Source organism: Sphingomonas yunnanensis (assembly GCF_019898765.1).
In the GTDB taxonomy this organism is placed as follows: Bacteria; Pseudomonadota; Alphaproteobacteria; order Sphingomonadales; family Sphingomonadaceae; genus Sphingomonas; species Sphingomonas yunnanensis.
The window spans coordinates 670,167-683,745 of record NZ_JAIOKB010000001.1 but is presented as its reverse complement, the minus strand read 5'-3'; the positions used below and the strand labels follow the sequence as shown (position 1 = coordinate 683,745).

Annotated in this window: 6 protein-coding genes; 5 read left to right on the top strand and 1 reads right to left on the bottom strand. The window is 69.3% G+C overall.

Annotation, left to right across the window (positions count from 1 at the left end; genetic code table 11):
- Positions 1-26 precede the first annotated feature (26 nt).
- From K7957_RS03310 to K7957_RS03290, 5 genes are all read left to right on the top strand, one after another.
- The gene (locus K7957_RS03310) at positions 27-1,208 is read left to right on the top strand and encodes an ROK family transcriptional regulator (RefSeq protein ID WP_223010529.1); all 1,182 of its coding nucleotides are present in this window, start codon (positions 27-29) and stop codon (positions 1,206-1,208) included.
- A 211-nt stretch (positions 1,209-1,419) separates the two neighbouring features.
- The gene (locus K7957_RS03305) at positions 1,420-4,530 is read left to right on the top strand and encodes a TonB-dependent receptor (protein WP_223010528.1); all 3,111 of its coding nucleotides are present in this window, start codon (positions 1,420-1,422) and stop codon (positions 4,528-4,530) included.
- 28 nt (positions 4,531-4,558) lie between these two features.
- Positions 4,559-6,898: a GH92 family glycosyl hydrolase gene (locus tag K7957_RS03300; RefSeq protein WP_223010527.1), complete on the top strand. Its 2,340-nt coding sequence runs from the start codon at positions 4,559-4,561 to the stop codon at positions 6,896-6,898.
- Positions 6,895-8,325 (top strand): glycoside hydrolase family 125 protein, encoded by a 1,431-nt coding sequence (locus K7957_RS03295; protein ID WP_425517148.1) that lies wholly within the window; start codon positions 6,895-6,897, stop codon positions 8,323-8,325. The genes K7957_RS03300 and K7957_RS03295 overlap by 4 nt, the downstream gene beginning before the upstream one ends.
- A 34-nt stretch (positions 8,326-8,359) precedes the next feature.
- Positions 8,360-10,690 (top strand): GH92 family glycosyl hydrolase, encoded by a 2,331-nt coding sequence (locus K7957_RS03290; RefSeq protein WP_223010525.1) that lies wholly within the window; start codon positions 8,360-8,362, stop codon positions 10,688-10,690.
- Positions 10,691-11,103: 413 nt separating this feature from the next.
- Here K7957_RS03290 and K7957_RS03285 read toward each other — a convergent pair whose 3' ends face one another.
- Positions 11,104-13,443: a GH92 family glycosyl hydrolase gene (locus tag K7957_RS03285; RefSeq protein ID WP_223010524.1), complete on the bottom strand. Its 2,340-nt coding sequence runs from the start codon at positions 13,441-13,443 to the stop codon at positions 11,104-11,106.
- Between the last annotated feature and the right edge of the window lie 136 nt (positions 13,444-13,579).

Below are 13,579 nucleotides of genomic sequence, written 5' to 3'. Positions count from 1 at the left end.
AGGTGGGCGGCGGGAGGGCGGGCAGCGTGAGCGGGGAACCGCCACGCCTGTCGGGCACCAACCTCGAGCGCGCCGCCGATCACAACCAGCGGGTGACGCTCCACGCGATCCGAGTCGGCGGCTCACTGACCCGGGTCGAGCTGGCGCAGATCACCGGGCTGACCGGGCCAGCGATCGCCAACATCACCCGGCGCCTGCTCCAGGACGGGCTGATCCAGGAAGCCGGGCAGCGCCGCGGCGGCCGCGGCCAGCCGCCGACCAAGCTCGTGGTCAAACGCGACGCCTGCTATTCGATCGGCGTCAACGTCGACCGCGACCATATCACGCTGGTGCTGGTCGACTTCGCCGGCGAGACCTTGGCGCGCCGGTCGGAAGAGGTCGACTTCGCGCTGCCCGACGACGTGCGCGCTTTCTACCGACGCTCGATCAAGCCGATGCTGCGCGCCGCCGGGGTCGACGCGACCAAGCTGGTCGGGCTCGGGGTGGCGGTACCCGACGATCTCGGCTCGGTCGACCTGCCGGGGCGGCCCGCCGCCTATGACGCCTGGGAGCGGGTTGACATGGCGGCGCTGTTCGCCGAGCCGCTCGCGCTGCCCGTCTTCGTCGAGAACGACGCCGCCGCGGCGGCGACCGGCGAGATGCAGCTCGGGCGCGGGCAGCGGCTGAGCAACTTCTTCTACATCCTGATCTCCTCCGGCCTGGGCGGCGGCGTGGTGAGCGACGGCGTCTACGCGCGCGGCGCGCACGGGCGCAGCGGCGAGCTCGGCTTCATGCTCGCGCCCGGCGAGAACGGCGCGCGCGAGCAGGTGCAGAAGCTGGTGTCGCGCTCGGGGCTGCAGGAGCATCTCGCGCGCGATGGCTTCGCCATCGCCGCCGCCCTCGGCGCGGACGCGAGCGACGCCGCACGCGCCAGCGTCGACGCCTGGCTCGACCGCGCGGCGCGGCAGCTGTGCACCCCGCTCGACGCGATCAGCTGCCTGATCGACCCCGCCGCGGTGCTGATCGGCGGCCGGCTGCCGGCCGCTCTGGTCGAGTCGCTGGCGGAGCGGGTCAACGCGCTGCTCGGCGAGGTCACGGACGCGCCCGCGGTGGCGCCGGTCGAGCGCGCCGCGCTGTCCGAGGACGCACCGGCGGTAGGCGCCGCGATCCTGCCGTTCAGCCACTTTCTCCTGCCCAAGCCCGGCGCTTTGTGGAAAGCGGTCGAATAAGGCCACCTCGGCTATAAAGTGTCTCTTCGCAAAGGTTTGCGCGAACGTTCTCAATTCTTCCATTTGACAATTTGCTTTTGCTATTGTCTGATTAACCTCGTGATCGCCGCTCGGCATGAGGGGTGCAGCGTGCCGCTGGCGCGCTCGCGGCGGTTCGGTCGAGGGACGCGGCGGGGCAACGAATCCCGCCGCGAAGAGGAGGGATGGACTTATGCGAGGTTTCACTGCCCAAGCCCCGTCGCGCGCGTCGCTGCGCCGTCGGATGCCGCTGCTGCTGGCTGGGGTGAGTCTGGCCGCGGGGATCGTCGGCAGCGCGCAGGCGCAGCAGACCAGCCCCTCGACCGCCGCCGGCGCGCAGGCCGAGCAGGCCGACAAGGCGCCCGACCAGACGGTCGTGCCGGCGCCGTCGAGCAACACCGGCGAGGTCTCCGCGCCCGCTGCCAACAGCACGCTCGACAGCCCCGGCCAGCTCCAGGCCGACGCCGCCGACTCCGCCGCGGACGGCGGTGACATCGTCGTCACCGGCTATCGCCGCTCGATCGAGCAGAGCCTCAACCGCAAGCGCGAGGCCAACGCCTTCGTCGACGTGATCACCGCCGAGGACGTCGGCAAGTTCCCCGACAAGAACGTCGCCGACTCGCTCCAGCGCGTCCCCGGCGTGATCATCGACCGCGACGGCGGCGAGGGCAGCCGCGTCAGTATCCGCGGCCTCAGCTCGGACCTGACGCTGACCGAACTCAACGGCAATTTCATCGCCTCCGCGGACAGCGGCGAGCCCTCGCGCTCGTTCAATTACCTGCTGCTGCCCTCGACGCTGATCGGCAGCGTCGAGGTGTTCAAGTCACCCGAGGCGCGGCTCGACGAGGGTGGCGTCGGCGGCGTCATCATCAACCACACGCGCGTGCCCTTCGACCTCGAGCCCTGGTCGGGCACGGTCTCCGCCGAGGGCACCTACGCCGACGTCAGCGACAAGGTGGAGCCCAACGTCTCGGGCCTGCTGTCGTGGCACAACGAGGAGAAGACGCTCGGATTCCTCGTCGGCGCGACCTATCAAGTGCGCACCAACCGCTCGCTGAGCGCCTCGGGCGACAGCTGGCAGTGGTGGACCGACGACAAGGGCACCCATCCCGCCACCGACGTCAACGGCAATACCTTCGCCAACGACTCGGCGATCAACTACTGGAACGACGGCACGGACGGCGGCACCACGACGCAGAGCGGTACCCACTATGGCAACGGCTATTGGGCGCCCCAGTCGGTCAGCGAGACGATCCTCAACCAGAAGCGCAAGCGGCTCGGCATCCAGGCGACGATGCAGGCCAAGCCGTTCGACAATCTCGAGATCACGGCCAATTATTTCCGCTTCCAGCTGGACGGCAACTATACCAGCAGCACGATCAAGATCCCCGAATGGGGCTATGGCAACTTCTTCACCGACGCGACCTTCGACAAGAGCGGCACGGTCCTGACCGGCGCGACCTTCCAGGTCCCGCCCGAGGGAACGGCGTGCCGCGCCCGGGCCAATCCCTGCACGATGGAGACGCCGGCGCCGCAGGACACGCTCGCGCGCGAGAAGAGCGTGTCCAACACCTACGACGTCCACGCCAAGTGGAACGTCGATCACCTCAGCGTCGACGTCGTCTTCGGCAAGACGCGGGCGACCGGCGGCCCCTCGTTCCAATTCTACGCCCAGGCCAAGCCGCGCAACGGTTCGGTCAACGGGAACATGCTGAGCGCGTGGAACTTCACGGATCAGTCGATCGCGATGAACTTCTCGCCCGACGTGATCCAGAACATGCTCAACGGCGTGGCACAGATCGACCTCGGCTCGACCGGCTCGGGCTTCAACAACAGCTCGATCTCGCAGCGCTACGCGCAGGTCGACGTGACGCGCAGCTTCGACTCGCCGTTCCTCGCCTCGATCCAGGTCGGCGCCAAGTGGCGTGACGGGCGCATCCACCGCGAGACCGGCCGGTTCGAATGGTATTCGGACGCGGCCAACACGCTGCGCTTCCAGGACACCGCCGGCGGTGCGCTGGCGTTGCCGGAGATCTTCTATCCCAACTCGCTCGGCAACATCGCCGGCGGCTTCGAGGCGAGCGCCTTCCCGGCGATCAACATCAACAACTACGTCGACTATCTCAATCGCACCTACAATGGCCCGGTGCGCGTGCCCGAGCCGCAGAACGTCTACAACATCCAGGAGAAGATCTGGGCCGGTTACGCCCAGGCCAACTTCAAGATGGACAACATCCGCGGTAACCTGGGCCTGCGCGTCGTCAACACGAAGCAGGACGGCACGTCGACCGACGTTCTCTATTATGAGAACGACTATTGCGTGAACGGCCCGGGCGGCGCGTTCGACCCGAACAAGCCGGTCGGCGCCGACGGCAATTGCTCGGTCATCCCGCAGAGCCAGCGCGAGGTGCGGGTGTTCAGCCCGAACCAGGAGAACAAGAGCTACACCGACTTCCTGCCGAGCTTCAACATCTCGTGGGAGGCCATGCCGAACCTGCTGATCCGCGCCGCGGCGTCGAAGGTGATCAGCCGGCCCGGTTACGGCGACCTCGCCGGCGCGCGCGGGCTCACCTTCAACTCCGACGCGTTCGTCTTCGACCGCGCCGAGTTCGGCGCACTGCCGGGCTGGTTCGGCAACGGCGGCAACTTCAACCTCAAGCCGTTCAACGCCTGGCAGTATGACGCGGGCGCGGAATGGTATTTCCACCCCGGCTCGGTCGTCGGCTTCACCTTGTTCCGTAAGGACGTGAAGGACTTCATCGTGCCGGTCGTGGTCGACTTCCCGCAGGAGGTCGCGGGCGAGACGGTGACGGTGCAGCAATATTCGACGCAGGCGAACGGCTCCAAGGCGGTGTCGCAGGGCGTCGAGGTCTACGCGCAGCACACGCTCGACTTCGGCCTCGGCGCACAGGTCAACTTCACCTACAACGACACGTCGCAGGCCGACGTGGCGCTCAACGGGACGAAGCTGGGTACCTCGCCGCTGGTCGGCAGCGCGAAGACGCAGGTGAACGCCTCGCTCTTCTACGAGCACGGGCCGGTGCTGGCACGAGTCTCGTACAACCGCCGCGGCGAGGTCGTGCGCGGGCTGTCCTCGGGTCTCAACGTCTACGACGATCCGTACGAGCAGTTCGACCTCAACGGTGCGATCGACGTGATGAAGAACGTCCAGATCACCGCCTCGGTGATCAACCTCACCAAGTCCGAGCAGCGCCAGCATCTCGGCAACGACACCAAGGACCGCTTCATCTCGAACGTCTACTCCGGCCGCCGCTTCTATCTCGGCGCGGCCTTCAAGTTCTGATCATCGATACGTCTCAGGGAGAGTGAACATGGCAAGCGCGCGGCGCCGGGGCATCATCGCGGCGCTGTGCGCCTCCGCCACGATGCTCTCCCCCGCGGCGACGGTGGCGCAGGACGCGCCGCCGGCGTCGGTCGACCTCGTCAACCCGCTGATGGGGACGGACAGCAGCTATGAGCTGTCCTACGGCAACACCTATCCCGCGATCGCGGTGCCGTTCGGGATGAACGCCTGGACGCCGGTCACCGGCAAGATGGGCGACGGCTGGGGCTACACGTACAGCGCGCACAAGATCAACGGGTTCAAGCAGACGCACCAGCCGAGCCCGTGGATGAACGATTATGCCGCCTTCGCGCTGCTGCCGATGACCGGCGCGGTCAAGGCGAAGGAGGAGGAGCGCGCCTCCTGGTACAGCCACAAGGCGGAGGAGAGCCGCGCCTGGGGCTATAAGGTCTATCTCGCCGACTATGACGTCACCACCGAGATCGTGCCGACCGAGCGCGCCGCGCAGTTCCGCTTCACCTTCCCGGAGACCAAGGAGGCGCACGTCCTGCTCGACGGCTATGCCGGCGGCTCGATGGTGTCGGTCGACCCGGCGCGGCGCCGCATCACCGGCTATGTCAGCAACAATCACGGCGGCGTGCCGGCGAACTTCCGCAACTGGTTCGTGGTCGAGTTCGACAAGCCCTTCACCGTCAGCCAGACCTTCGACGGCAAGGGCACGCTGACCGCGGGGCGTCGCGCCGAGGGCGACCACGTCGGCGCGGTGATCAGCTTCGCGACGAAGAAAGGCGAGCAGGTCGGCGCGCGCGTCGCCTCATCCTTCATCAGCGCCGAGCAGGCGCAGCGCAATCTCGACGGCGAGATCGGGCGCGACACGTTCGACCAGACCAGGGCCAAGGCGCGCGCCGCCTGGTCGGCCGAGCTCGACCGCATCAAGGTCGACGACCCCGATCTCGACAATCGCCGCACTTTCTACTCGGCGCTGTGGCGCATGCTGCAGTTCCCGCGCGAGTTCCACGAGCGCGGTGCGAACGGCAAGCTGATCCACTACAGCCCGTATGACGGCAAGGTCCACGACGGCCCGCTCTACACCGACAACGGTTTCTGGGACACGTGGCGCGCGGTCTTCCCCTTCTTCGCGCTGATGTATCCCGAGCGCGACGGCGAGATCATGCAGGGGCTGGTCAACACCTACAAGGAGTCGGGCTGGCTGCCGGAATGGGCCAGCCCGGGGCACCGCAGCGTGATGATCGGGTCGAACTCGGCCAATCTGATCGCCGACGCCTATCTCAACGGCGTGCGCGGCTTCGACGCGAACACGCTCTACGAGGCGATGGTCAAGAACGCGACCACCTCCGAGGGACGGCCGCGCGACAAGAGCGGCAAGGTGCTCAGCGCGGTCGGGCGCGAGGGCGTCGAGCTGTACAACCAGCTCGGCTACGTCCCCTACGACGTCGGCATCAACGAGAATGCCGCGCGCACGCTCGAATATGCCACCGCCGACTTCTCGCTGTCGCGCATGGCCGCCGCGCTCGGCAAGACCGGCGACGCGAAGAAATATGCCGAGCACGCGCAGAACTATCGCAAGCTGTTCGACCCGCAGAGCGGCTGGATGCGCGGCCGCAACAAGGACGGCAGCTGGTCGGCCGCGTTCAGCCCGTACAAATGGGGCGACGCCTTCACCGAGGGCAATTCGGTCCATTACAGCTGGTCGGTGATGCAGGACGTGCAGGGCCTGATCGGGCTGATGGGCGGCGACGACAAGTTCGTCGCGCGGCTCGACTCGGTGTTCTCGACCCCGCCGATCTTCGACGACAGCTATTACGGCCAGGTGATCCACGAGATCCGTGAGATGCAGATCGTCGACATGGGCCAATATGCGCACGGCAACCAGCCGATCCAGCACATGATCTACCTGTACGACTGGGCCGGCGCGCCGTGGAAGGCGCAGTATCACGCGCGCGAGGTGATGCGGAAACTCTACTCCGCCGCGCCCGACGGCTATCCCGGCGACGAGGACAACGGCCAGACCTCCGCCTGGTACGTCTTCTCCGCGCTCGGCTTCTATCCCGTCACGCCGACGGTGGGCCAATATGCCATCGGCAGCCCGCTGTTCCGCCGCACCAGCGTCACCATGCCGGGCGGCAAGGTGCTGACGATCGAGGCCGAGAACAACAGCCGCGACAATGTCTACATCCAGTCGGCGACGCTCAACGGCGCGCCCTATGCCAAGCCGTGGCTGTCGCGCGAGGCGCTCCAGGCGGGCGGCACGCTGCGCTTCGTGATGGGGCCGACGCCGAACAAGCAATGGGGCACCGCCAAGGCGGACCGACCCTTCTCGATGAGCGCGCCCGGGGCCGTGAAGTGATCGCGCGGCGCGAGCTGATGGCGGGCGCGGGGGCGGCGGCGGTCGCGGCCGCGGTGCCGCGCGCCGCGGCGGCGCAGGCGTTCGCGAGCAAGCGCCCGCCCAGGGCGCAGCGCAGGTTCACCAGCGCCGCGGTCGAGTCCGAGATCGCGCGGGTGAAGCGTCGCATCGCCGACCCCGATCTCGCCTGGCTGTTCGAGAATTGCTACCCGAGCACGCTCGATACCACGGTCACCAAGGTCGGCACGGTCGACGGAAAGCCCGACGCCTTCGTCATCACCGGCGACATCGAGGCGCTGTGGCTGCGCGACAGCTCGGCGCAGTTGCAGACCTATGTGCACCTCACGCCGAAGGACGCGCCGCTCCGCCGACTCTTCCACGGGCTGATCCAGCGCCAGGCACGCTGCATCCTGATCGACCCCTACGCCAACGCCTTCATGGAGGACCCGCACGCGCGCTCCAACCTGGGCGCGCGCGACGACAGGACCGAGATGAAGCCCGGCGTCGCCGAGCGGAAGTGGGAGATCGACTCGCTGTGCTACCCGATGCGGCTGGCACACGGCTACTGGACCGCGACGCGCGACAAGGCGCCGTTCGACGCCACCTGGCAGCGCGCGACGGCGCTGGCGGTGGCGACGCTGCGCCAGCAGCAGCGCAAGCGCGACGACGGCCCATACCGCTTCCAGCGGCTCAACGTCTCGCCGACCGAAACGCTGATGTTCGAGGGGCGCGGCGCGCCGACGCGGAAGGTCGGGCTGATCCACTCGATGTTCCGCCCGTCCGACGACGCCTGCCTCTACCCCTTCCTGATCCCGTCCAACCTGTTCGCGGTGAGCGCGCTGCGCATGCTCGCCGCCGTGCAGCGCGAGGCCGCGGGTGACGCCACCAGCGCCGCCGACGCCGAGGCGCTGGCGAGCGAGGTCGAGGCCGCGCTCGCGGCGCACGGCCGGATGCCGGACGGGCAGGGCGGCGAGGTCTGGGCCTATGAGGTCGACGGCTACGGCAACGCGATCTTCATGGATGACGCCAACGTGCCGAGCCTCTCGGCGCTGCCGCTGCTCGGCGCGGCGACGCGCGACGACCCGCTCTATCGCCGCACCCAGGCGCTGGCGTGGAGCGAGCGCAACCCCTATTTCTTCAAGGGCAGCGCAGCCGAGGGGATCGGCGGCCCGCACGTGGGCATGGACATGATCTGGCCGATGTCGATCGTCAGCCGCGCGCTCCACAGCGACGACGACGCGCAGATCCTCCAATGCCTGCGCTGGCTCAAGGCGACCCATGCCGGCACCGGCTTCATGCACGAGAGCTTCCACAAGGACGATCCGGCCAAGTTCACGCGGCCCTGGTTCGCCTGGGCCAACGGGCTGTTCGGCGACCTCATCCTCGATCTCGAGCGGCGCCGACCCGCGCTGCTCGCCACCCCGCTCTGACCGTGCCGCTCTGACCGCCCCCGAAGGACCCGAGATGACCACCACCCGCCGCGAGGCGCTCGCCTCCGCCGCCGCGCTCGGCATGGCCGGCGCGCTCCCCGCCGTCGCGCGCGCGCAGGGCGGCGCGGCGCCCGCCGCCGCGACGCCCGACCTGTTCATCGGCACCGGCGGCCACGGCCACACCTTTCCCGGCCCGACGATGCCGCACGGCATGGTCCAGCTCGGCCCCGACACCGACAACACGCGCTGGGATTCCTGCTCGGGCTATCACCGCACCGACACGTCGATCATGGGCTTCAGCCACACGCATCTGTCGGGGACGGGCATCGGCGATATGCTCGACGTGCTGGTGGTGCCGACGCGCGGGCCCGTCCAGCTCCAGCCCGGCCCGCTCAGCGACCCCGACCAGGGCTATCGCCAGCGCTTCTCCGACGAACACGCCGAGCCCGGTTACTATCGCGTCCGGCTCGAGAGCGGCGTGCTGTCGGAACTGACCGTGACCGACCGCACCGGCTGGCACCGCCACAGCTTCCCCGACGGCCCCGCGCACATCCTCGTCGACTTCGCGCACATGGTGCTCGACGTCTGGGACAAGGGCGTGCTGGTCGACGAGGCCTCGCTCCAGCTCGACGCCGACGGGCTGCTCACCGGCAGCCGCCGCGTCCATCGCTGGGCCAAGGGGCGGCGGATCCACTTCGCGATGCGGCTCTCGCGCCAGCCCGACCGCGTGCAATTCTACGGCGACGATGACCGCCCGCTGCCCGCCGGCGCGCGCGCGGCCAAGGGCGCCAGGCTCAAGGTCGCGTTGTTCTACGACCAGGCCGGCGGTGCGCCGATCCTGATCAAGACCGGCATCTCCGCGGTCGACGTCGCCGGCGCCAAGCAGGCGCTGGCGGAGGAGGCGCCCGGCTGGGACTTCGACGCCACCGCCACCGCGGCGCGGCGGCGCTGGGCGCGCGAGCTCGACTCGATCAAGGTGGCGGGTGCCACCCCCGCCGAGCGCACGATCATGGCGAGCGGGCTCTATCATTGCCTCGTCGGGCCGACGCTCTTCACCGATCGCGACGGCCGCTATGTCGGGCTCGACCGCGAGGTCCATCGCGTCCCCGCCGGCGAGGCGGCGTACAGCGCCTATTCGCTGTGGGACACCTATCGCGCGCTCCACCCTTTGCTCACGCTGGTGAAGTCCGAGCAGGCGGGGCTGCTCGTGCGCGACCTCGTGCGCCAGACGGTCGAGAGTCCCTACGGGCCGCCGGTCTGGCCGCTTCAGGGGGTCGAGACGGGCACGATGATCGGCTGGCACGCGGTGTCGGTGATGGCGGAGGCCTGCGCCAAGGGCATCAAGGCCGATTACGCCGCCGCCTGGCCCAACCTGCGGCGCCGCGCCTTCGACCGCGACTTCAAGGATTCGGACAGCTCGCTCGGTCGCGGCTGGTATATGGACCTGGGCTTCGTGCCCGCGGACAAGACCTGGGAGTCGGTCAGCCGCACGCAGGAATATGCCTATGACGACTGGGCCGCGGCGGTGATCGCCGAGGCGGCGGGCGCGACCGCCGACGCCGCCGCGCTGCGCCGGCGCGCGCGCAACTGGCGCAACGTGATCGACCCGTCGATCGGCTTCGCGCGCCCGCGCTTCGCCGACGGCAGCTGGTGGAAGGACTATGATCCGATCCAGCTCGGCCATGATCCGGAAAAGCAGCGCGATTATACCGAGGCCAATGGCTGGCAGGCGACCTTCCTCAACCAGCACGACAGCTACGGCATGATCGAGCATTTCGGCGGCGACGCCCAGTTCGTCGCCAAGCTCGACGCCTTGTTCAGCGCGCCCTCGACGCTGCCCAAGAACGCGCCGCCCGACATCTCCGGGTTGGTCGGCCAGTACGCGCACGGCAACGAGCCCGACCAGCACGTCGCCTACCTCTACGCCTTCGCGGGTGCGCCGTGGAAGACGCAGGCGATGGTGCGGCGGCTGTGCGACGAGATGTACAAGGCCGACCCGGACGGCGTGATCGGCAACGACGATTGCGGCCAGACCAGCGCCTGGTTCGTGCTGAGCGCGCTCGGCTTCTATCCCGTCGATCCGGTCAGCGCGGTATACGTGTTCGGCTCGCCGCTGTTCGACGCCGCCGAGCTGGACCTCGGCGGTGGTCGCCGTCTGCGCGTGCGCGCGATCGGCAACGCGCCCGACCGCCCCTATGTCCAGTCGGTGCGTTGGAACGGGAAGCCGTGGACGCGCAACTGGATCGCGCACCGCGACCTGGTGAAGGGCGGGACGCTCGAGTTCACCATGGGCGCGTCGCCGTCGCGCTTCGGGACCGCACCGGCCGACCGGCCGCCGTCGTTCGGGCGCATGGCGCGGGGGTGAGAGTCAGGCCCTCTCGCTGACGGTGTGCCCCGGCGCAGGCCGGGGCCCAGGTGGGAAGGTCGTCGTGAGAGTCACGGCCGTCGCGCAACTGGGCCCCGGCCTGCGCCGGGGAACAGGTTGGTGGCGGTCGACCATCCCGATCATGGCCGTGCCGTGCTCCTGCGCACGCAGGAGCCCGGAGCGGCCGGTGTTACCCGTCGTGGCCCTGGGTTCCTGCGTGCGCAGGAACACGGGAGTGCCCCCAACGTATCGCCTCGGCGGACGCCGGGGCTCAGGTGGGAAGGCCCTTGTGAGCGCCACGTGCGTCCCCCGACCGGACCCCGGCGTGCACCGGGGTGACGGCAGGGAGGGGGCGGCGTTCTGACTGCTACCGCCGCTAACCTCCCCGAGACGACCGCCGCGCCTCCCCGTACCTACCGCGGCATCGGCGTGAGCGTCGGCGGCGCGTCCGCCGGCGCGCTGCCCCACGCCTTGTTGGGAGTCGGCCCCATCACCAGCTCCAATCGCGCGCCGTCCTTGACGTCGTCGTGGCGGAACCACGCCTTGGTCCAGGGCCGCCCGTTGAGCGTCGCCGACTGGATGTACGGATTCGCCGCGCCGTTACCCCTGGCGACGATCTCCAGTACCTTGCCGTTCCCGAGCGTCACCGCGGCGCGGTCGAACAGCGGGCTCGCCAGCATGTACACGTCGCTCGACGGGTCGACCGGGTAGAAGCCCAGCGCCGCCAGCGCGTACCACGACGAGGTCGCACCCTGGTCGTCCATGCCGGGATAGCCGAAGCCCGAGGCGTCGCTGCCGTACAGCGTGTCGAGGATGCGGCGGGTCAGCGCCTGCGTCTTCCACGGCTGCCCGCCCCAGGCGTAGAGGAAGGGCGCGTGCTGGTCGGGCTGGTTGCCCTGGACATACTGGCCGACCATGCCGGTGCAGTCGCGGCAGATCCCCTTGGGCTTGTAGGGCGTGGCGAAGAAGCGATCGAGCTTGGCGTTGAACGCCGCGCGACCGCCGAGCGCACTGGCGAGTCCGCCGACGTCGTGCGGCACCAGCCACAAGGTCGACCAGCCCGACGCCTCCTTCATCATGAAGTTGTAATAGGGCTCCTGCGGGTCGAACGGCGCGATCCATGTGCCGTCGTCGGTACGGCCGCGGATGAAGCCGGTGCGCTTGTCGAACACGTTGCGCCAGTTGGCGGCGCGGCGGCGGAACAGCGCGGCGTCGTCGCGGCGGCCGAGCCGCTCGGCCAGCTCGGCCATGGCATGGTCGTCCCAGGCATATTCGAGCGTCGTCGCCGCACCCGCCTTGCCGTCCGCATAGGGCGGGCTGGGGTTGCCCGCGGGCACCTCGTCCGAGATCCAGCCGCGGCGCATATATTCGGCGAGATAGCCGCGCGGCCCGGCAGGGTCGGTCGCGTTCTTGCGCATGTAGTCGTAGGCGGCGGCATAATCGAACGGGATGCCGCGCCGCATCGCGCCGAGATACAGGAACACCGCATTGTCGCCGTGGAACGAGGTGTTCATGAAACCGCGCTCGCGCGCCATGTCGAGTTCGGACGACATGATGTCCCGCACGACCTCGGGCTCGAGCAGCTCGAGCAGCACGATCTGGTTGCGCCCGGTATCCCAGAACGGCACCGGGCCGTAGCGGTCGTGCGTCGCGGTCTGCACCTCGCCGTTGCTGTCGGCGAAGCGCTCGCCCTTGCGCGCGATCAGCCGGGGGCTGGCGAAGGACTGGAACAAGGTGGAGTAGAACAGCCGCCGCTGCTTCTCGCTGCCGCCGCTCACCTGCACTCGGTCGAGCAGCGTCGACCAGGCCGCGCGCGCCGCGCCGCGGATGCCGTCGAAGTCCCAGCGCGGGCTCTCGGCGCGCAGCCGCGCCTCGGCGTCGGCGTAGCTGGCGCCATGCGCGACCTTGACGAGTACCTGCTCGCCCGCGCGGGTGGTGAAGTCGGCGTAGGCGCCGGCGAACCCGCCCTCGATCGCGCGCGCATCGGGCATCACGTCCGCGCCGCCGATGCCATAGCCCTGACCACCGCCAGCGGACTTGCGGAACGTGCCGAAGCGCTTGAACGGCTTGGAGAAGACCGCGACGAAATAGCGGCCATCGCGCGCGCCGTGATCATCGTTGGCGGTCGCGGCACCGCGCACGGTGCGGTCGTTCACCACCTCGACCGCGCCGCCGCGGCGGTTGAGGTTGAGGATCAGATGCGCCCGCTCGGTGGCGGGGAAGGTGAAGCGCATCAGCCCGGTGGCGCGGGTCGCGGTCAGCTCGGCCTTGACGCCGATGCTGGTGAGGTCGGCGGCGTAATAGCCCGGCGACGCCAGCTCCTTGGCCTTGTCGTAATAGGCCTGGGTCGACGCGGGCGGCACCGTCCAGTCGCCGACCACGGGCATGACGAAGGGCTGCGCGCCCCCGCCATAGGTCGGCCCGCCGCCCGCGGTGAAGCCGATCATCGTCGGGTTGCTGTAATAATAAGGCGTCGCCACGCCGGTGGGATAGCTGAGCGGCACGTTGACGTTGACCGGCGCCGCCTCGACCGCGCTGTGCGGCAGCCGCGCGCCCGGCGAGGTGATCCCCGAGTAGGTCGGCTCACCCGGCGGGGGTGCGTTGCCGATCAGCTCGGGGCGGTCGAGCGGCGCGGTGCCGACGCGCGGGTCCGCGAGGTCGACGCCGGACGGACCCGCCTGCTGGCCGCGGCCGCCGCTCGCCGTCAGCGCCGCGAGCGCCACCGCGCTCGCCCATGTCGTCGCTCGCCGCATCGTCACTCTCCCGCCCGCGTCGGATGATCCGCTGCCACCCGGCTACACTTCTGATTAGACAGATAAATTAATTTGGTTGTCAATGGGGTGTTGGGCGCGATGCACCCGAACGCCGTGCCCGGCCGTTGCACGCGCG